This window comes from Sphingomonas sp. P2_B6 (assembly GCF_056404755.1).
In genome coordinates, this window is the sequence record NZ_JBFUDK010000001.1 from 203,169 (window position 1) to 221,209 (window position 18,041).

At 67.6% G+C, this 18,041-nt stretch carries 19 protein-coding genes; 8 read left to right on the plus strand and 11 right to left on the minus strand.

The window, feature by feature from the left end:
* Nucleotides 1–166: 166 nt before the first annotated feature.
* From AC1DX5_RS00995 to AC1DX5_RS01010, 4 genes are all read left to right on the plus strand, one after another.
* Nucleotides 167–802: a PepSY-associated TM helix domain-containing protein gene (locus AC1DX5_RS00995; protein WP_465171973.1), complete on the plus strand. Its 636-nt coding sequence runs from the start codon at nucleotides 167–169 to the stop codon at nucleotides 800–802.
* Nucleotides 803–821: 19 nt separating this feature from the next.
* A complete protein-coding gene (locus AC1DX5_RS01000; protein WP_465171972.1) occupies nucleotides 822–1,340 on the plus strand; it encodes a DUF2271 domain-containing protein in 519 nt (172 codons plus the stop codon).
* Between the two features lie 26 nt (nucleotides 1,341–1,366).
* A complete protein-coding gene (locus tag AC1DX5_RS01005; RefSeq protein WP_478013792.1) occupies nucleotides 1,367–2,179 on the plus strand; it encodes a DUF4198 domain-containing protein in 813 nt (270 codons plus the stop codon).
* A 101-nt stretch (nucleotides 2,180–2,280) separates the two neighbouring features.
* Nucleotides 2,281–3,168, plus strand: coding sequence for an FAD:protein FMN transferase (locus AC1DX5_RS01010; protein WP_478014028.1), 888 nt, complete (start codon nucleotides 2,281–2,283; stop codon nucleotides 3,166–3,168).
* Nucleotides 3,169–3,475: 307 nt separating this feature from the next.
* Here the strand turns inward: AC1DX5_RS01010 and hutU are convergent, their stop codons facing one another.
* The 4 genes from hutU to hutI all read right to left on the minus strand — a co-directional run bounded on the left by hutU (nucleotide 3,476) and on the right by hutI (nucleotide 9,012).
* The gene (gene hutU, locus AC1DX5_RS01015) at nucleotides 3,476–5,140 is read right to left on the minus strand and encodes a urocanate hydratase (RefSeq protein WP_465171970.1); all 1,665 of its coding nucleotides are present in this window, start codon (nucleotides 5,138–5,140) and stop codon (nucleotides 3,476–3,478) included.
* Nucleotides 5,141–5,328: 188 nt separating this feature from the next.
* Nucleotides 5,329–6,129, minus strand: coding sequence for an N-formylglutamate deformylase (gene hutG, locus AC1DX5_RS01020; RefSeq protein WP_478013793.1), 801 nt, complete (start codon nucleotides 6,127–6,129; stop codon nucleotides 5,329–5,331).
* Nucleotides 6,130–6,256: 127 nt separating this feature from the next.
* Complete coding sequence (gene hutH, locus AC1DX5_RS01025; protein WP_478013794.1) at nucleotides 6,257–7,804, minus strand: histidine ammonia-lyase; 1,548 nt, start codon at nucleotides 7,802–7,804, stop codon at nucleotides 6,257–6,259.
* A complete protein-coding gene (gene hutI / locus AC1DX5_RS01030; RefSeq protein ID WP_478013795.1) occupies nucleotides 7,801–9,012 on the minus strand; it encodes an imidazolonepropionase in 1,212 nt (403 codons plus the stop codon). The genes hutH and hutI overlap by 4 nt, the downstream gene beginning before the upstream one ends.
* A 58-nt stretch (nucleotides 9,013–9,070) precedes the next feature.
* Between hutI and AC1DX5_RS01035 the strand changes: the two genes are divergently transcribed.
* Genes AC1DX5_RS01035 through AC1DX5_RS01045 form a run of 3 tightly spaced genes read left to right on the plus strand, consistent with a single transcriptional unit; the run spans nucleotide 9,071 to nucleotide 11,605 of the window.
* Complete coding sequence (locus AC1DX5_RS01035; RefSeq protein ID WP_478013796.1) at nucleotides 9,071–10,414, plus strand: formimidoylglutamate deiminase; 1,344 nt, start codon at nucleotides 9,071–9,073, stop codon at nucleotides 10,412–10,414.
* The gene (locus AC1DX5_RS01040; protein ID WP_478013797.1) at nucleotides 10,411–11,100 is read left to right on the plus strand and encodes a UTRA domain-containing protein; all 690 of its coding nucleotides are present in this window, start codon (nucleotides 10,411–10,413) and stop codon (nucleotides 11,098–11,100) included. Before AC1DX5_RS01035 ends, AC1DX5_RS01040 begins: the two co-directional genes overlap by 4 nt.
* Before the next feature lie 31 nt (nucleotides 11,101–11,131).
* Nucleotides 11,132–11,605, plus strand: coding sequence for a low molecular weight protein-tyrosine-phosphatase (locus AC1DX5_RS01045; RefSeq protein ID WP_465171964.1), 474 nt, complete (start codon nucleotides 11,132–11,134; stop codon nucleotides 11,603–11,605).
* 60 nt (nucleotides 11,606–11,665) lie between these two features.
* On the opposite strand, the gene AC1DX5_RS01050 is transcribed toward AC1DX5_RS01045, so the two are convergent.
* A complete protein-coding gene (locus tag AC1DX5_RS01050; RefSeq protein WP_465171963.1) occupies nucleotides 11,666–11,938 on the minus strand; it encodes a hypothetical protein in 273 nt (90 codons plus the stop codon).
* 72 nt (nucleotides 11,939–12,010) lie between these two features.
* Nucleotides 12,011–15,112, minus strand: coding sequence for a bifunctional proline dehydrogenase/L-glutamate gamma-semialdehyde dehydrogenase PutA (putA, locus tag AC1DX5_RS01055; protein WP_478013798.1), 3,102 nt, complete (start codon nucleotides 15,110–15,112; stop codon nucleotides 12,011–12,013).
* Between the two features lie 108 nt (nucleotides 15,113–15,220).
* Between putA and AC1DX5_RS01060 the strand changes: the two genes are divergently transcribed.
* Entirely contained in the window at nucleotides 15,221–15,700 is a 480-nt protein-coding gene (locus AC1DX5_RS01060) for an Lrp/AsnC ligand binding domain-containing protein (RefSeq protein WP_478013799.1), read from the plus strand.
* 61 nt (nucleotides 15,701–15,761) lie between these two features.
* Here the strand turns inward: AC1DX5_RS01060 and AC1DX5_RS01065 are convergent, their stop codons facing one another.
* The 5 genes from AC1DX5_RS01065 to AC1DX5_RS01085 form a co-directional block, all read right to left on the minus strand.
* Entirely contained in the window at nucleotides 15,762–16,214 is a 453-nt protein-coding gene (locus tag AC1DX5_RS01065) for a hypothetical protein (protein ID WP_465171960.1), read from the minus strand.
* Nucleotides 16,215–16,277: 63 nt separating this feature from the next.
* Nucleotides 16,278–16,919, minus strand: a complete 642-nt coding sequence (locus tag AC1DX5_RS01070; protein ID WP_465171959.1) for a hypothetical protein — start codon at nucleotides 16,917–16,919, stop codon at nucleotides 16,278–16,280.
* A gap of 7 nt (nucleotides 16,920–16,926) precedes the next feature.
* Nucleotides 16,927–17,127, minus strand: a complete 201-nt coding sequence (locus AC1DX5_RS01075) for a hypothetical protein (RefSeq protein WP_478013800.1) — start codon at nucleotides 17,125–17,127, stop codon at nucleotides 16,927–16,929.
* An 84-nt stretch (nucleotides 17,128–17,211) separates the two neighbouring features.
* On the minus strand, nucleotides 17,212–17,550 hold the full coding sequence (locus AC1DX5_RS01080) for a hypothetical protein (RefSeq protein ID WP_478013801.1): 339 nt from the start codon (nucleotides 17,548–17,550) through the stop codon (nucleotides 17,212–17,214).
* A gap of 46 nt (nucleotides 17,551–17,596) precedes the next feature.
* The gene (locus AC1DX5_RS01085; RefSeq protein ID WP_465171956.1) at nucleotides 17,597–17,983 is read right to left on the minus strand and encodes a GFA family protein; all 387 of its coding nucleotides are present in this window, start codon (nucleotides 17,981–17,983) and stop codon (nucleotides 17,597–17,599) included.
* Nucleotides 17,984–18,041 lie beyond the last annotated feature (58 nt).

The following is an 18,041-nucleotide window of genomic DNA, read 5'->3' on the forward strand; positions in this document are numbered from 1 at the left end:
GCCGCATCAGCGCAAGCCCTGTTCTCCGGGTTCTCCGGCGGCCTGGTTCGTTGGAGCCATGACTTCCTCGCCGACACCGGCGTATCGCCCGTTCATCGCGTTGCAATTGCGAATCGTTTGCGTTATCGCGAATCATTCTCACTTCTACCGGGGCCTTCCGCCAGCGATGACTAACCAGGCCGCGCGGCAAAAGCCTCGGCGCAAGACCTTCTGGCTCAAGCAGCTCCATACCTGGCACTGGATAAGCTCAGCGGTGAGCCTTGTCGGGCTGGTGCTGTTCGCCGTCACCGGCTTCACCCTGAACCATGCCGCCGACATCGAAGCCAAGCCCGCCGTCACGTCGAAAGCGGCGACGCTTCCCGCACCCCTGCTGAAGACGGTCGCGCCCGACGAGGCACCCGATACCAAGAAGCCCCTGCCGCCGCGGATCGCGACCTGGGTCGAGGCCAATTTCCCCGCCAGCGCGCGCGGCGATGCCGAATGGTCCGCCGACGAGATCTATCTGCCCCTGCCCCGCCCCGGCGGCGACGGCTGGGTCTCGATCGATCGCGCCTCCGGGGCGGTCACCTCGGAATTCACCGATCGCGGCTGGATCTCCTACCTCAACGATCTCCACAAGGGCCGCAATTCGGGCGCCGTGTGGAAATGGTTCATCGACGTCTTTGCCTTTGCCTGCCTCGTCTTCGCGCTGACCGGGCTGTTCCTGCTCTGGCTCCATTCGGCCAAGCGCCCGACCACCTGGCCCATCGTCGCCCTCGGCCTCGCCATCCCGGCGGGGCTCGCCATCTTCTTCATCCATTGATCCACCGGGAGCCTAATCCATGCAGCTCAATCACCGCCTGATCCTCACCGGCCTGCCCATCGCCGGCCTGGCCGCGGGCACGCCCGCCTTTGCCCAGACGATGGACGTCGCGGTCACCGTGCCGCGCCTGTCGGTCGCCGAATATCACCGGCCCTATGTCGCGATCTTCGTCGAGGGCAATGGCGCGCCGGCCAGGACGCTGTCGGTCTGGTACGATGTGAAAAAGGCCAAGAACGAAGGCCGCAAATGGCTGAACGAAGTGCGGTCCTGGTGGCGCGCCTCGGGCCGGACCAATGCCTTTGTCGCCGACGGCACCTCGGGCGCGACGCGTGCGCCGGGCGTCCAGTCGCTGAGCTTCAGCAGCGCGAAGCTCGGGCTCAAGCCCGGCCAATATACGCTGGTCGTCGAGGCCGCGCGCGAGACCGGCGGGCGCGAAGTGCTCCGCGTGCCCTTCACCTGGCCGGCCAAACCCGGCCAGAGCGCCCGCGCCGCCGGCAAGACCGAGCTCGGCGCGGTCGTCGTCACCTTCAAGCCCTGATCATTTTGCGCGAGAGGATCCGCCCCATGAAGACCCTTCACAAGCTGCTCGCCGCCGCGGTCTGCACCGCCGCTATCGCCGCTCCGCTCCAGGCGCACCGACTGTGGATGCTGCCCTCGACCACCATCGTGTCGGGCGATGACGACTGGATCACCTTCGACGCCGCCGCGTCGAACGACCTGTTCTTCCCCGACCACCAGCCGCTGCGCGCCGAGCCCGCCGTGGTCCAGCCCGACGGCACGCCGGGCAAGGTCGAGCATATGAACATCGGCCAGTACCGGGCGAACTTCGACCTGCACATGACGCAGAAGGGCACCTACAAGATCGTCATCCGCAATGGCGGCGTGATGGGCAGCTTCAAGGTGGGCGGCGTCGAGCAGCGCCTGCCGCGCGGCACCACCGCGGACAAGCTGGCGACCGCGATCCCCGCCGGCGCCACCGATGTGAAGCTGGGCGAGATGCTCAACCGCAACGAAGTGTTCGTCACCTCCGGCGCGCCGACCGACACGGTGTTCAAGCCGACCGGCGAGGGCCTGGAGCTGTTGCCGGTCACCCACCCGAACGATCTGGTCGCGGGCGAAGCCGCGACCTTCAAGCTGATCGCCGACGGCAAGCCCGCCGCCAATATCGAGGTCACCGTGATCCCGGGCGGCAGCCGCTACCGCACCTCGGTCAACGAAATCGCGCTGAAGACCGATGCCCAGGGCCAGGTCTCGATCAAATGGCCCGCCGCCGGCATGTACTGGATGTCGGCCACGACCAGCGCGCCGAGCACGACCATCCCCAACGCCGAGAAGCGGATGAGCTACACCACCGTGCTGGAAGTCCTGCAGCCCTGATGCCCGGGGCGCCTCGCGTCGCGGTGCCGCTGCACGTCTCGGTGGAATCGTTCCGGCGGCGTGACGCCGGGGCGACGGTCGAGCTGTTCGGCGGCGAGACGATGGGCACGAGCTGGTCGGCGCGGATCGTCTCCGCCCGGCCGGCGGCTGAGGTGCGCTCGGCGATCAGGCGCGCGCTCGACGGCGTGATCGCCGAGATGAGCAACTGGGAGGCGGAATCCGATCTCTCCCGGTTCAATCGCGCCCCGCTGGGCGCGTGGCAGGACCTGCCCGCCGATCTTGCGCAGGTGCTGGACGCCGGGCTGGGTGTCGCGCGCGCCAGCGGTGGCGCGTTCGATCCGACGGCGGGCTCGCTGGTCGATCTCTGGGGCTTCGGCCCTTCCGGCCGCGGCGACCTGCCGGCTGAAGCCGATCTGACTGCCGCACCGGTTGGATGGGCGAAGATCGAACGGTCCGGAACGCGCGCACGCCGCACCGCCGATGTGCGGCTCGACCTGTCGGGTATCGCCAAGGGCTTCGGCGTCGACGCGGTGGCCCGCGCGCTGCGCGGCCTTGGCATCGACGACTTTCTCTCCGAAATCGGCGGCGAGCTGGTCGGCTCCGGGGTCAAGCCCGGCGGCGAACCCTGGTGGGTCGAGCTGGAGCCGCCGCCCGGCGCCCGGATCGCGCCGTTGCGGGTCGCCTTGCACGACCTCGCCGTCGCGACCTCGGGCGACTATCGCCGCTTCTTCGAAACGGGCGGTCGTCGCTACGCCCATACCATCGATCCGCGGACGCGCCGGCCCGTGGCCAACGGCATCGCCGCCGTCACCGTGCTGCATCCGAGCTGCATGCTGGCCGACGCCTGGGCGACCGCGCTGACCGTGCTCGGGCCGGAAGAAGGTCTGGCGCTCGCCGCCGATAAAGGCCTTGCCGCGCGCTTGGTCGTGCGCGACCGGTTCGGCTATCGCGAGATCCTGTCCCCCGCGCTGACCGGGATGCTCGGCTAGGATTCTTTTCCAGCCGGAACGTGCCGCCTTCGATTCAACAAAACGTCGAAACGCCTTAGGTCGCCCGGCGCGGAATCAGTGACGCTGTTTGACATTGTCGAGGATCGGTTCGCCCGGACAATTCCCTGTTCCGTCGGAAAACTTCGCTGTTATCGAAGAACAGGGAAACGCCATTAACAAATTGATATTAAACGATTAATTCAAGAACTCGAGGCAATTCGGGCTCAATAAAAAATATCTTCCCTGTTCTTCCCTGTTATCGCGACGGAACAGCGAAAAGCGCGACCGCTCATGGCCATCCTCTCCGTCACCGAAGCGATGGCAGATCGAGCCCCTTCTCGCGCGCGCAGTCGACCGCGATGTCATAGCCCGCATCGGCGTGGCGCATCACGCCGGTCGCCGGATCGTTCCACAGCACGCGTTCCAGCCGCCGCGCCGCCTCGTCGGTGCCGTCGGCGACGATCACCATGCCGGCATGCTGCGAATAGCCCATGCCCACCCCCCCGCCATGGTGCAGCGACACCCAGGTCGCGCCCGACGCGGTGTTGAGCAGGGCGTTGAGCAGCGGCCAGTCGGATACCGCATCCGACCCGTCCCGCATCGCTTCGGTCTCGCGGTTTGGGCTGGCCACCGAGCCGGAATCGAGATGGTCGCGGCCGATGACGATCGGCGCCTTGAGCTCGCCGCTCGCCACCATTTCGTTGAACGCCATGCCGAGCCGGTGGCGGTCGCCGAGCCCGACCCAGCAGATCCGCGCGGGCAGGCCCTGGAAGTGGATTCGCTCGCGCGCCATGTCGAGCCAGGTGTGGAGCGCCTTGTTGTCGGGCAGCAGCTCCTTCACCTTGACGTCGGTCCTGTAGATGTCCTCCGGATCGCCCGACAAAGCGACCCAGCGGAACGGGCCGATGCCGCGGCAGAAAAGCGGGCGGATATAGGCCGGGACGAAGCCGGGGAAATCGAACGCGTTGGCCACGCCTTCGTCCTTGGCGACCTGGCGGATATTGTTGCCGTAATCGACCGTCGGCACGCCCGCGGCCTGGAAATCGAGCATCGATCGCACATGCACCGCCATCGACGCTTTGGCCGCATCGATCACGGCCTGCGGATCGCGCTCGCGGCCCTGCGCCCACTCCTCCAGCGACCAGCCTTTGGGGAGGTATCCGTTGAGCGGGTCGTGCGCCGAGGTCTGGTCGGTGAGCAGATCGGGGCGCACGCCGCGCGCGAACAGCTCCGGCAGGATGTCGGCTGCGTTGCCGAGCAGGCCGACCGAGACCGGCTTTCCGTCGGCCTTGGCCTGATCGATGATCGCCAGAGCTTCGTCGATCGTCTCCGCGGATCGATCCAGATAACCGGTGCGCAGCCGCATCTCGATCCGGCTCGGCTGGCATTCGATCGCGAGGCAGGAGGCGCCCGCCATGACCGCGGCGAGCGGCTGCGCGCCGCCCATGCCGCCGAGCCCGGCGGTCAGCAGCCAGCGGCCTTTCAGGTCGCCGCCATAATGCTGGCGGCCCATTTCGACGAAGGTCTCGTAGGTGCCCTGAACGATGCCCTGGGTGCCGATATAGATCCACGAACCGGCGGTCATCTGGCCGTACATCGCCAGGCCCTTGCGATCGAGCTCGTTGAAATGCTCCCAGGTCGCCCAGTGCGGCACGAGGTTGGAATTGGCGAGCAGCACGCGCGGCGCATCGCGGTGCGTGCGGAATATGCCGACCGGCTTGCCCGACTGGATCAGCAAAGTCTCGTCATCCTCCAGCCGGGTCAGGGCGGCGACGATGCGGTCATAGCTTTCCCAGTCGCGCGCGGCGCGGCCGATGCCGCCATAGACGACCAGCTCCTCGGGCCGCTCGGCGACGTCGGGATGGAGGTTGTTCATCAGCATGCGCAGCGGCGCTTCGGTCAGCCAGCTCTTCGCAGTGAGCGTCGTGCCGGTGGCGGGGCGGATGATGCGGCTGTTGTCGAGGCGAGTCATGGGTTGCGTCCTTGAGGGTGCGGTCGAGGATCCACCCTCCTTCCGTCGTCATGCTGAACTTGTTTCAGCATCCATGCGCGGTCGTCTGACTCAGGAGCGCGGCTCCTGCGGGTCCTGACCGCGCATGGACCCTGAAACGAGTTCAGGGTGACGGATTGGGAAGGGTGGCGTTACAAATCTCCAATCGTTCAGGTTGATTCGGCGAAGGCGAGGCACGCCTTCAGGATGCGAGCGAGCGGCACGCGGAGCGGCGCGGCGCGGTCGAGCGCGGTGGGCCAGTTGTCGGGCGTCGGCGCCTCGGGCTCGGCCATGTAACCACGCATCGCCAGTTCCATCTGGATCGCATGCACGCCGCCCGATGGGCGGCCATAATGGCGGGTGGTCCAGCCGCCCTTGAAGCGTCCGTCGCGGACATGGCTCAGGCCGGAGGCGGCGCACTCCGCCTCGACCGCGTCGGCTAGCGCGGGGTCGCAGCTCGCGCCGGAGAAGGTACCGATGTTGAACTGCGGCAGCTCGCCCTCGAACAATCGGGGGATGCTGCTGCGGATCGAATGCGCGTCGTAGAGCACGACCCTGGGATGCGCTGCACGCAGCCGGTCGAGTTCAGCCGCCAGCGCCTGGTGATAGGGATCGAACCACAGCGACCGGCGGCGGGCGATCTCCTCACTGTCAGGTTCCCGGCCTTCGCAGTACAGCGGCTCGCCATCGAAGGTCGTGGTCGGGCACAACTCGGTCGTCGCCTGCCCAGGATAGAGCGACGCACCCGAAGGGTCGCGGTTCACATCGATCGCACTGCGCGAGATGGTGGTGCGCACGGTGGTCGCGCCGAGATCGGTCGCGAAGTCGTAGAGCCGGTCGATCCACCAATCGGCATCGCGCCGCGCCAGCCAGGGGGAGACGAAGCCCGCGATCTCCGCCGGGACGTCGGTGCCGGTATGGGGGAAACTCACCACCAACGGTGCGGTACCGCGCCGGACTTCTACGCTCATGCGCGCCCTCTCCATCCGTCATGCCGGACTTGTTCCGGCATCCATCGTGCAGCAGGCGACGACAGCGCATGTGGAGAAATGGACCCCGGAACAAGTCCGGGGTGACGGCAGGTGGTGGGCGCGGCACTCATGTCGCGACGCCTGGAAGAGCGACGTTCACAGCCTCGACCAAAGCCCCCGATCGGATGACCGCGTTCGCTGCCTCCATGTCAGGGTGCATATGGCGGTCATGGTCCAGCCAGGGCACCTCCTGCCGCAACCGCGCGCGCGCCGCCTCCAGCGCATCGGACGAGGTGAGCGGCGCGTGGAAGTCGCAGCCCTGCACCGCGGCGAGCAGTTCGATGCCGATCACTGCGCCGAGATTCTCCGCCATGTCGAGCAGGCGGCGGGCGCCGTGCGCGGCCATCGACACATGGTCTTCCTGATTGGCCGAGGTAGGGATCGAATCCACGCTCGCAGGATAAGCGCGCTGTTTGTTCTCCGAGACCAGCGCGGCCGCCGTCACCTGCGGGATCATGAAGCCCGAATTCAGCCCGGGCTGCGGGGTCAGGAAGGCCGGAAGACCGGACAGCGCTGGATCGACCAGCATGGCGATGCGACGTTCGGCGATCGAGCCGATCTCGCAGAGTGCCAGCGCGATCATGTCGGCGGCGAAGGCGACGGGCTCGGCGTGGAAATTCCCGCCCGACAACGCTTCGTCGGTGTCGGGGAAGATCAGCGGATTGTCGGAGACGCCGTTCGCTTCGTCCTCCAGCGTTACGGCGGCCTGGCGCAGCAGGTCGAGCACCGCGCCCATCACCTGGGGCTGGCAGCGCAGGCAATAGGGATCCTGCACGCGCTCGTCGCCCGTCGCATGCGAGGCGCGGATCGCCGAGCCCGCCATCAGATTACGGAGCGCCGCCGCCGTCTCGATCTGACCGGCATGGCGGCGAAGCGCATGGATGCGCGGATCGAACGGCGTATCCGAACCCTTGGCCGCCTCGGTCGACAGCGCGCCGGTGACAAGGGCCGACTGGTGCAGCCGCTCCGCCTCGAACAGCCCGGCCAGGGCATTGGCCGTCGAGAACTGCGTGCCGTTGAGCAGCGCCAGCCCTTCCTTCGGCCCGAGCGTCAGCGGGACGAGGCCGGCTACGGCGAGCGCGTCGGCCGCGGGCAAGCGCCGGCCATCGACGAGCATGTCGCCGACACCGATCATCGTCGCGGCCATGTGCGCGAGCGGGGCGAGATCGCCCGAGGCGCCGACCGAGCCTTGTCCAGGGATCACTGGCGTGAGCCCCTTCACCAGCATGGCCTCGAGCAGGGCGACCGTTTCCGGCCGCACGCCCGAAGCGCCCTGGGCGAGGCTGGCGAGCTTCAGCGCCAGCATCAGCCGGACGACCGGCTCGGGAGACGGCCCACCCGTCCCGGCGGCATGGCTCAGCACGATGTTGCGCTGGAGCGTGGCGAGGTCGCATGCCTCGATCCGCACGCTGGCGAGCTTTCCGAAGCCGGTGTTGATGCCATAGACCGGCTCGCCCCGGGCCAGGATGCGCTCCACTGCGGCGGCGCTCGCGGCGATCGCGCCGGCGGAGGCGGGATCGAGCCGAACGTCCGCGCCGCGATAGATGGCGCGCCACTCAGCCAGCGGCACGGCCCCAGGTTTCAAGGGGCCGGGCTTCAGGATGATCGCGCTCATTGGCCGCTCCAGATACGGGCATGGAGCGGGTTGAAGCCCATGCGATAGACGAGTTCCGACGGGTGCCCCACATCCCAGATGGCGAGGTCGCAGGCCTTGCCCGCCTCGAGCGTGCCGATCTCGCCCTGCAGGCCGAGCGCGCGGGCGGCGTTGATCGTGACGCCGCGCAGGCATTCAGTGACGGTGAGGCGGAACAGCGTCGCGCCCATGTTCATGACCAGCAGCAGCGAGGTGAGCGGCGAGGTGCCGGGGTTGCAGTCGGTCGCCAGCGCGATCGGCACGCCGGCGGCACGGAGCGCCGCGATCGGCGGCAGCTTCGTCTCGCGCACGAAGTAGAAGGCGCCGGGCAACAGGGTCGCGATGGTACCGCTCTGCGCCATCGCCGCGATGCCGGCCTCGTCGAGATATTCGAGATGATCCGCGGACAAGGCACCATAGCGCGCGGCGAGCGCGGCGCCGTGGAGGTTGGACAATTGTTCGGCATGGAGCTTGACCGGCAGGCCGTGGGCGGCCGCGGCGGCGAAGACGCGCTCGGTCTGCGCGGCGGTGAAACCGATGCCTTCGCAAAAGGCGTCGACTGCGTCGGCATTGCCGGCGACGGCCGGGATCATCGCATCGCAGATGAGGTCGATATAGCCATCGGGGTCGTCGGCATATTCGGGCGGAAGCGCATGGGCGCCGAGGAAGGTGGTGCGGATGCGAACCCGGCGGGCCTCGCCGAGTGCCTTTGCCGCACGCAGCATCTTGAGTTCGTCGTCGAGCGTCAGGCCGTAGCCCGACTTGACCTCGACCGTCGTGGCACCCTCGGCGATCAGCGCATCCAGGCGGGGAAGCGCGGTGGCGACGAGACCGGCCTCGCTCGCGGCGCGGGTCGCCGCCATGGTCGATCGGATACCGCCACCGGCCCGGGCGATCTCCTCATAGGTCGCGCCGTCGAGCCGCATCTCGAATTCGCGCGCGCGGTCGCCGGCATGGACCAGATGGGTGTGGCAATCGATCAGGCCCGGGGTGATCCAACGACCCGCGCAGTCGTCCGTCTCGGCCGCGTCGAAGGCCAGGGCTCCGCTGGCGGGCCCGGCATAGGTGATCCGACCATCGCGCGCCGCGACCACGCCGTCCTCAACGATGCCGAGGCCCCCGTCGGCGCACGTCATCAGTCGGGCATTGTGCCACAGCCGATCGCAGCGGGGATGGTCCGGAGTCGTCATGCGATACAGACTTGGCCAAAGCGGTGAATATGTCTAGACATATTCGCAGGAGGTGCCGATGTCCGCTTTGTGGTTCGAGACCGCGCTGGTCGGCACCGACTGGGCCGATCATGTCCGGCTGGAGATAGTCGACGGGCTGGTCTCCGCCATCGCGACCGACGTCGACCCCGCGTCGGGCGACGAGCGCCACCGGATCGGCCTGCCCGGCCTGCCCAATCTCCACAGCCACGCGTTCCAGCGCGGCATGGCCGGCCTGGCGGAACAGCGCGGCACGACCGGCGACGATTTCTGGTCGTGGCGCGACCTGATGTACCGCTTCCTCGACCGGCTCGGCCCGGAGGATGTCGAGGCGATCGCCGCGCTCGCCTATGTCGAGATGCTCGAGGCCGGGTTCACGCGCGTCGGCGAGTTCCATTATCTCCATCATGATGTCGACGGCCGGCCCTATGCCGACCCGGCCGAGATGGCGGCGCGGATCGCCGCGGCGGCCGAGGCGAGCGGGATCGCCCTCACGCTGTTGCCGGTCTTCTATGCCCATGGCGGTTTTGGCGGTGCGGCGCCGGGCGCGGCGCAGCGACGTTTCCTGAGCGACCCCGACAGTTTTGCGCGGCTGGTCGAGGGCGTGCGGACCGTCGTTGGTCCTGATGCAGTGGTCGGTATCGCGCCGCACAGCCTGCGTGCGGCGACGCCCGAGGAGATCGAGGCGATCCTGCCACTGGCGGCGGGCGGCCCGGTTCATATCCATATCGCCGAGCAGCGTAAGGAAGTGGCCGATTGCCTCGCCTGGAGCGGCAAGCGCCCGGTCGACTGGCTGTTCGACGCAATGCCGGTCGATGAGCGCTGGTGCCTGGTCCATGCGACTCATGTCACCGATGCCGAACGCGCGGCCATCGCCGGGAGCGGCGCGGTCGCGGGCCTGTGCCCGATCACCGAGGCCAATCTCGGCGACGGGATCTTCCCGGCCGCCGCCTATCTTGCCGAAGGCGGCGCGTTCGGCGTCGGCAGCGATTCCAACATACTGGTCTCGGCAACCGAGGAACTGCGCCTGCTCGAATATGGCCAGCGGCTGAGCCGGCACGAGCGTTGCGTGCTGGCGGCTGCGCGGGCCTCGATCGGCGCGACGCTGTTCAACGGAGCATTGGCTGGCGGATCGCGCGCGCTGGGCGTCGAGGGCGGGATCGCGGTCGGCCATCCCGCCGACCTCGTGTCGCTCGACGCTAACGACCCCGCCTTTGCCGCGCGATCGGACGACCGGCTGCTGGACAGCTGGATCTTTGCGGCGCGAGACGGGATAGACTGTGTCTGGCGCCGGGGCATCCGGCTGGTGGAGGGCGGCAGGCATGTGCGGGGCGATGAGATCAGACGGCGCTATACGGCGGTGCTCGCCCGCCTGATCGGATGACGATCGAGGCGCGCATCCGGCGCGATATCGAGGAGCGCATCCGCTCCGGCGAATGGGCGCCCGGCACGCGCATCCCGTTCGAGCATGAGCTGGTCGTGACCTATGGCTGCGCCCGCGCGACCGCGAACAAGGCACTGAGCCACCTCGCGCGCGAAGGCCTGATCGAGCGGCGGCGACGCGCCGGATCGTTCGTCGCGCATCCGCGCATCCGCTCCGCCGTGGTCGGCGTGCCCGATATCGGCGCGCTGATCGCGGCGCGCGGCGAGGCCTATCGCTGGGCGCTGGTGTCGCGGAGCGTCGACACCAGCCCGCCGGACGAGGTCGAGACGCGCACCGCCGGGCGATGGCTGCGGCTGGGCGGCGTGCATCATGCCGGCGCGGATCCCTTTGGCTGGGAGGAGCGCTGGCTCGACCTCGGCACCGTACCCGAAGCGGAGGAGGTGGATTTCAGTGCGGTGGCGCCGGGCACCTGGCTGCTCGGCCATGTGCCGTGGACCGACGCGCGCCACCGGATCAGCGCGGTCACCGCTACCCCCGCCGTCGCGCGGCAACTCCACATCGCGACGCAGGCGCCGTGCCTGCAGATCGAGCGCTGGACCTGGCGCAACGGCCCGCCCGTGACCTTTGCGCGGCAGGTCTTCCCCGGCGACCGTTACGACCTGGTCGAGGATTTCACACCGCGGTGACAAAGCCGGCGCCGCGCCCTATCCCGGCACGATGACCGACCGCCCCACGCCGCCAGCCATCCTGTTCGTCTGCCTCGGCAATATCTGCCGTTCCCCTCTCGCCGAAGCCGCGTTTCGTGCGGAAGCCGAGCGTACCGGGCTCGACGCGGCGGCGGATTCGGCCGGAACCGGCGACTGGCATATCGGCCATGCCCCGGACCGGCGCGCGCTGGCCACGGCGAAGCGCCACGGCATCGACATTTCCGGCTATCGCGGGCGGCAGGTGGAGGCGGAAGACTTTCGCCGGTTCAGCCATATCTTCGCGCTCGACGCCCAGAACCTCCGGGATTTGCGCGCGATCGCCCCGCATGATGCGACCGCCGAGCTCGACCTGTTGCTGAACCTGGTGAGCGGGCGCGAGGGCGAGGCGGTACAGGATCCCTATTACGGGACGGACGAGGGGTTCGAGACGACCTGGGCTGACGTTACCGCCGCAGCGCGTGCGTTGGTCGAGCGGCTGCGGTAGAGTCGGGGCTCCCGCCTTCGCGGGAGCACAAGGAAGCGCGAGGCGAGGCCGAGAGCGCTACTATTCCAGGTCGTTCTCGCTGATCACGATCAGGTCCTGATCACTGTTGCGCGCGAGCGCGACCAGGCCCGCCTCGGCGATCGTGTCGCTGAAGCGGTTGAACATGTCGATCGCGTCGTCGTCCGGCGCGTCGCCGCTCAGGGCCTCGAGCACGGCATATTGCACCGCGAATTCGTAATCGTCGCCGTCCACTTCGCCGGTGAACTCGACCTGCTGCTCGTGTTCATTGTCGAGAAGCGTCGACAGGTCGATGTCCATCTTGTCAGCCGCCACGTCGATTCCCTCTTTGCCGTTACGCTCTGCACCCGCCTATCCGTAACGCACCGAGTTCGGTCAAGCTCCCTGTCAGAGATTGAGGAGCGCCGGGTCGCCGCCCTGGGCCGTAATGTTGACCGAGACCGCCCGTTCCAGCGCATAACGCAGCAGCGCGTGCGGGCCGCCGGCCTTGGGGCCGGTGCCCGACAGGCCCTCCCCGCCGAACGGCTGGACGCCGACCACCGCGCCGATGATCGAACGGTTCACATAGACGTTGCCGGCCGGCACTGCCGCGCGCACTTCCTCGGCGAACCGGTCGATCCGGCTGTGCACGCCGAGCGTGAGGCCATAGCCGCGCGCCGCCAGCTTGCCCGCGACGGCGTCGAGATCGTTCGGGTCGTAGCGATAGATGTGGAGGATCGGGCCGAACACCTCGCGTTCGAGGAAATCGGGGGTCGGCACCTCGGCGATGACCGGGCCGAAAAAGCTGCCGCTTCTGCCCAACGCGCCCGGATCGAGGCGGGCGAGAATACGCGCCTCCTTCTCCAGCCGGACGACATGCTTGTCGAGCGCGGTGCGCGCTTCCTCGTCGATCACCGGGCCGATATCGGTCGCCGGGTCGCTGGGGTTGGCGAGGATCTGCGCCTCCAGCGCGCCGATCAGGGTGGCGATCGTCTCCTCGGCGGTGTCGTTGGGCAGATAGAGCAGGCGCAGCGCCGAGCAGCGCTGCCCGGCCGAGCCGAAAGCGGAGAGGATGACGTCGTCGACCACCTGCTCACGCAAGGCGGTCGAATCGACGAACATGCCGTTGAGCCCGCCGGTCTCGGCAATGAACGGCACGATCGGGCCGGGGCGTGCGGCGAGCGTGCGGTTGATCGATCCGGCGGTGTCAGTGCCGCCGGTGAAGGCGACGCCGTCGATGCCCGGATGCGCGACCAGTGCCGCGCCGACCACGGCGCCATCACCCGGCACCAGAGCAAGCAGCGCCGGATCGAGCCCCGCCTTGTGGTAGATCCGCACGGCCTCGGCCGCGATCAGCGGAGTCTGTTCGGCGGGCTTGGCCAGCACGGCATTGCCGGCGGCGAGCGCGGCGGCGATCTGGCCGGTGAAGATCGCCAGCGGGAAATTCCACGGCGAGATACAGGCGAACACGCCGCGACCATGCAGTTCGAGGCTGTTCACTTCGCCGACCGGGCCGTCGAGGATCACGGCTGCGCCGAACTGGCGTTCCGCGAGCATCGCGTAATAGCGGCAGAAATCGACCGCCTCGCGCACTTCGGCGACGCCGTCGTTGAGCGTCTTGCCCGCCTCCAGCGAAAGCAGGGCGACGAGCCGGTCCTCCTCGGCCTCCAGCGCGTCGGCCATGGCGCGCAGCACGATAGCGCGGCCAGTGCCGGCCAGCGCGTTCCAGCCTGGCTGGGCTTTGCGCGCGAGCTTGATCGCCGCATCGATATCGGCGGGCACGGCGCTGCCGACCTGGCCGATCGTCATGCTGCGGTCGGCGGGGTTGGTGACGGGTTCGACCGGGCGCTTGACCAGCTTGCCGCCGACGATCGGACCGGCGCTGAGCTTCTCGGCGCGCACCATGGCGAGCGCCTTGCCCGCCGTGTCGCGCGCGGCGACCAGCGAGAAGTCGCGCCCCTGCGAGTTGCGCCGGGCAGCGCCGTAGAGCCGCGACGGTACCGGGATCTTGGCATGCGCATTGGGGTGCGCCTCGACGATCGCGATCGGATCGCGGACGACGTCGGCGGCCGGAATCTCCTCGTCGAGCAAAGCATGGACGAAGCTGGTGTTTGCGCCATTCTCCAGCAGGCGGCGGACGAGATAGGGCAAAAGCTCCTCATGCCCGCCGACCGGGGCATAGGCACGCAGGATGATGCCGCCATAACGCTGGTCGGCGCCGGCATAGAGCGCCTCGCCCATGCCGTGCAGCCGCTGATGCTCAATGCGGACGCCCGCCGCATCGGCCATGTGGCGCACCGCGGCGAGGGTATGCGCGTTGTGCGAGGCGAATTGCGGATAGAGCGCGGGCGACGCGTCGATCAGTGCTTTCGCGCACACCAGATAGCTGAGATCGGTCGCGGCCTTGGTGGTGTAGACCGGGTAATCGGGGCGGGCGGCGACCTGGGCACGCTTGATCTCGCTGTCCCAATAGGCGCCCTTGACCAGCCGGATCATGATCCGGCGCCCGCTGTCCTTCGCCAGATCGGCGAGCGCGGCGATCACCAGCGGGGCGCGCTTCTGATAGGCCTGGACGACGACGCCGAGGCCCTGCCAGTCGCCGAGCTCGGGTTCGCGCACCAGCCGTTCGACCAGCTTCAATGAGAGGACGAGGCGGTCCGCCTCCTCGGCATCGATCGCGAAGTTCAGGTCATGCCGCGCGGCGATCAGCGCGAGGCGCTTTACGCGCGGGTAGAGCTCGTCCCACACGCGCTTTTCCTGCACGGCCTCATAGCGCGGATGGAGCGCGGAGAGCTTGACCGAGACGCCATGGCCAAGCTCCGGACCGGCGCCGGCCGCGGCCTTGCCCACCGTCTCGATCGCCTCGGCGTAGATCTGCTCGAAGCGGGCGGCGTCGATTTCGGTCCGGGCGCCCTCGCCCAGCATGTCGAACGAGCAGAGCGTGTCTTCCTTCTTCGCCCGGGCGAGCGCTGCCTCGATGGTGCGGCCGAGCACGAACTGCTCACCCATGATGCGCACCGCGGCGGCCACGGCCTGGCGGATCACCGGCTCGCCGATGCGCGCGGCGATGCGCTTGATATAGCCACCGATATCCTTCTTCGCGGTCTCGTCCGCCTCGACCAGCTTGCCGGTGAGGAGCAGGCCCCAGGTCGAGGCGTTGACGAACAGGCTGTCGGACTTGCCGACATGACTGGCCCAGTCGGCCGAGCCGATCTTCTCGGCGATCAGCCGGTCGCGCGTCTCGGCATCGGGCACGCGCAGCAGCGCCTCGGCGAGGCACATCAGCGCGAGGCCTTCGCGCGTGCCGAGCGAGAATTGCTGGAGGAAATCCTCGACCACGCCCTGCTTCTTCGCCGCCGACCGCGCCGATTCCACCAGCGCGATCGCCTCGGCCACGACGGCCTTGCGCTCGGGGAAGGACAAGGGCTGGTGCGCGAGCAGATCGGCGATGGTCTCCGCCTCGTCGCGATATTTGGCGTCGTCGATCATGTCCCAGGGCGAGCGTGGCATCGGGTTTCCTTGGCGGGTTGGCGGAGAGGAGTGGACATCTTCGTCATACCGCTTTCGCCACTGAACGTGCTTCGTTATATCGGCATCGATGCCGAAGGAATTTTGCGCATGAGTGTCCGTGTCGTGGAATCTTCGGCCGATGCCGTCGACCTCCGCATCCTGCGCATCCTGCAGGAGGACGGACGCATCACCAACCAGGAGCTGGCGAGCCGCGCCGGCCTGTCCCCGGCGGCCTGTTTCGACCGGGTGAAGCGGCTGCGGGCGAACGGCGTGATCGCGGGCTACACCGCGTTGCTCGATCCGGCGAAGCTGGGCCAGGCGCTGCTGATCTTCGTCGAGGTGGTGCTCGACCGTACCACCGACGACGTGTTCACGGCGTTCGCGGCGCAGGTCGGCGACATCCCCGAAGTGCTCGAATGCCATATGGTCGCGGGCGGGTTCGACTATCTGCTCAAGGTGCGGGTGGCGGACATGGCGGCCTATCGCCGTTTCCTGGGGGAGATCCTGACCAGCATCCCCGGCGTGCGCGAGACGCGAACCTATGCAGTGCTGGAAGAAGTGAAGGCGACGACACGGCTGCCGATCTGAGGGGGCTATTCGGTTCGGGCTGCATCAGATCACGAATGCCTGTTGGTGCCAGCTAACGGACCTACCGATATCGTGCCCGCATGATCGCAGCTTCTTCCGGACCCAACTCGCCAATCCCTGGCGCGTTGGTAGAAATGATATCGAAGCAATGCCTCTCGGCATTCAAGAACCAATGGGTCAGAGGGCCGGGATATTCATCATCGGCAAATGTTGAAGCGGCAACATAGGCTCGAAAATGCGAGTGAGCCTTTATCCCGAGGCCATATCCGATGGGCGCCCCCTCTTCCGGGAGGGCGAAGCTCTCGTTTCTCACCGCGAATGCAACATAATCGCTCCACGTCACCGTGAATACCGCACTGCTGTCGTCCGGGTAGATCGGATGCGCTGGGCCAACTTCAGTGTGCACGAGCTCGGAGGAGACTTTGGCCTCGATGAGGATGATCGTCAGCTCATTTTCGTCGGTCTCGCCATATTCGACGACCCATAGCGCGTGCTCGGTTGGAAGGTGAAGCATGGCGCCACGAGTGCCAGTGATGGAAAGACGCCGCAATGCCCGCAAAATGGGCCAGCAGCGAATCTAGGCCCTCCCCCGCGAAAGAAACGTCGACAATTCCCTCAAACCGGCGGGCGCATCCTTCCAGAACCCCGATAGCTGGCCTGGAACCCGCTCCCTCAAATCTGCCAGGACTGGCGCCGCGAAGGGCTCTTGCAAACGGACGAGCCATCGATCGAGGGAAAAGCCTGCTCGTGCAGCTCCGCAGAGCACGCTTTCAACCTCACCACCGATCCAATAGTCGTCACCGCCCGCCAGATCCTGCGACAGCGCCCGTTCGAACCATGCGTCAACGAGCCCTTCGATCGCCCGCCGCTCGCGGGAGGACCATGTCTGCCAGTTTGCCAGCCCCAGCTTTCCCAGCACGATCTCGGGGCCGTTGGCGTTTCCCGGATCGTTGACCGATATGTCCAGAATACGCGGCAGGAAATACCGGAAATCCTGCACGCTACCTACCGTGTAGAACACGCCTGAGACGTACCGCCAAAGCGCCTGGCCGGTAAGGTCGCGCAACGGCGTCGTCAGCAAAATATCGACGCCGCGTGTAGCGATGCAGCAGGGGCACCCTTCGATCGTTGACGGCACCGGAACCTCGAAAGCGTGGTAGACGGCCTCAAGCGCGTTGACGATGCTCACGTCGGTGGGGGCTGGTGACGCGTCGACCATCTTCCACTCAGCGCTGAAGCCCGCCTTCGTCCCCGCCCCGCTTCAGGCGCGGTAGCACCGGCCGCCGCGCTTCCCGGATCGCGACCCCGGTGACGACCGCGCCGGCCAGGACGATGGCAGCTATCGACAACAGGCCGGCGGGCGAGATCTGCACCCGCAGTTCCACCACCGCGTTCCGGTTCAGGACAGGACCGACTTCGTTCGACATTGCCCACTCCCCAAAACGCCAGCGATGGCCGGATGCTGCCGGGACGAAAGGCGGCTGGCAAGGCGTCGCAGCGGCTGGCCGCCATCAGCGGCAAATATAACCGCGCCCGCCGTCGCCGCACACCATGTAGGTACCGTCATCATCGCGGCGAAGATGGAAGCGCAGTTCGCTGTCTTCCGGCAAATTGGTGTGCGCGATATAGCGGATCATCAGAACCGGCGACGAGACGTGTCCGCGAACCACGCGCGTTACGCGAAGACGGGCTGTCATCCGGCCATTGAGGCCGAACTCGTCGAGCGCCTGATAGTCCAGGTTTTCCAGCTTGCCGAACAGGACAAGGTCACCCGTCTTGCCGCCGTCGCGCCGCGCGCTCGCGGCAGGGGCAAGCCCCAGGGCGAGGATCAGTGCCAGCAAGCTCAGCATGGGTCTCATGCCACCGATTCATAACCTCAAGCCGGAGGTCCGCAACCTATGCCTCGAACCGCCCCACGCCTCGATCACGCTCATATCCCCTTAGCGGAAAGGCCGGCAGCCAGGCCTCGCGGCGGACAGTCCAGAGTTCATAGCTCGGCATCAGCTGGTCGGGGGCATCCAGCGCGCCCAGATTCACCCCGATCTCGTCCTCGCTCCGCGCGAAGACGGGAGAGCCGCAGCGGGGGCAGAAGCATCGCCCGCCATAGTCGCGCGTCTCGCCTTCGATCGTCACCGCGTCCTCGGGAAATATCGCGGATGCGTGGAACAGGGCGCCGTGATGTTTGCGGCAGTCGAGACAATGACAAAGCCCGACCCGATAGGGTCGCCCCGACGCCTCGATCCGAACATCGCCACACAGGCATCCGCCAGTATATCGGTCCATGCGGCATCTCCTCCAGCGTCAGGTGACCTGCACTGCGCGATGTGCAGGGTCGGAGCGC

Excerpts from the sequence above, each read along its gene's own strand:
- AC1DX5_RS01060 (WP_478013799.1), top strand. The coding sequence starts at position 15,221 with ATGAGTGTCCGTGTCGTGGAATCTTCGGCCGATGCCGTCGACCTCCGC.
- putA (WP_478013798.1), bottom strand. The coding sequence starts at position 15,112 with ATGCCACGCTCGCCCTGGGACATGATCGACGACGCCAAATATCGCGAC.
- AC1DX5_RS01070 (WP_465171959.1), bottom strand. The coding sequence starts at position 16,919 with ATGGTCGACGCGTCACCAGCCCCCACCGACGTGAGCATCGTCAACGCG.
- AC1DX5_RS00995 (WP_465171973.1), top strand. The coding sequence starts at position 167 with ATGACTAACCAGGCCGCGCGGCAAAAGCCTCGGCGCAAGACCTTCTGG.
- AC1DX5_RS01005 (WP_478013792.1), top strand. The coding sequence starts at position 1,367 with ATGAAGACCCTTCACAAGCTGCTCGCCGCCGCGGTCTGCACCGCCGCT.
- AC1DX5_RS01045 (WP_465171964.1), top strand. The coding sequence starts at position 11,132 with ATGACCGACCGCCCCACGCCGCCAGCCATCCTGTTCGTCTGCCTCGGC.
- AC1DX5_RS01075 (WP_478013800.1), bottom strand. The coding sequence starts at position 17,127 with ATGTCGAACGAAGTCGGTCCTGTCCTGAACCGGAACGCGGTGGTGGAA.
- AC1DX5_RS01065 (WP_465171960.1), bottom strand. The coding sequence starts at position 16,214 with ATGCTTCACCTTCCAACCGAGCACGCGCTATGGGTCGTCGAATATGGC.
- AC1DX5_RS01010 (WP_478014028.1), top strand. The coding sequence starts at position 2,281 with ATGGGCACGAGCTGGTCGGCGCGGATCGTCTCCGCCCGGCCGGCGGCT.
- hutU (WP_465171970.1), bottom strand. The coding sequence starts at position 5,140 with ATGACTCGCCTCGACAACAGCCGCATCATCCGCCCCGCCACCGGCACG.
- AC1DX5_RS01080 (WP_478013801.1), bottom strand. The coding sequence starts at position 17,550 with ATGCTGAGCTTGCTGGCACTGATCCTCGCCCTGGGGCTTGCCCCTGCC.
- AC1DX5_RS01000 (WP_465171972.1), top strand. The coding sequence starts at position 822 with ATGCAGCTCAATCACCGCCTGATCCTCACCGGCCTGCCCATCGCCGGC.
- AC1DX5_RS01040 (WP_478013797.1), top strand. The coding sequence starts at position 10,411 with ATGACGATCGAGGCGCGCATCCGGCGCGATATCGAGGAGCGCATCCGC.
- AC1DX5_RS01035 (WP_478013796.1), top strand. The coding sequence starts at position 9,071 with ATGTCCGCTTTGTGGTTCGAGACCGCGCTGGTCGGCACCGACTGGGCC.
- hutI (WP_478013795.1), bottom strand. The coding sequence starts at position 9,012 with ATGACGACTCCGGACCATCCCCGCTGCGATCGGCTGTGGCACAATGCC.
- hutH (WP_478013794.1), bottom strand. The coding sequence starts at position 7,804 with ATGAGCGCGATCATCCTGAAGCCCGGCCCCTTGAAACCTGGGGCCGTG.
- hutG (WP_478013793.1), bottom strand. The coding sequence starts at position 6,129 with ATGAGCGTAGAAGTCCGGCGCGGTACCGCACCGTTGGTGGTGAGTTTC.
- AC1DX5_RS01085 (WP_465171956.1), bottom strand. The coding sequence starts at position 17,983 with ATGGACCGATATACTGGCGGATGCCTGTGTGGCGATGTTCGGATCGAG.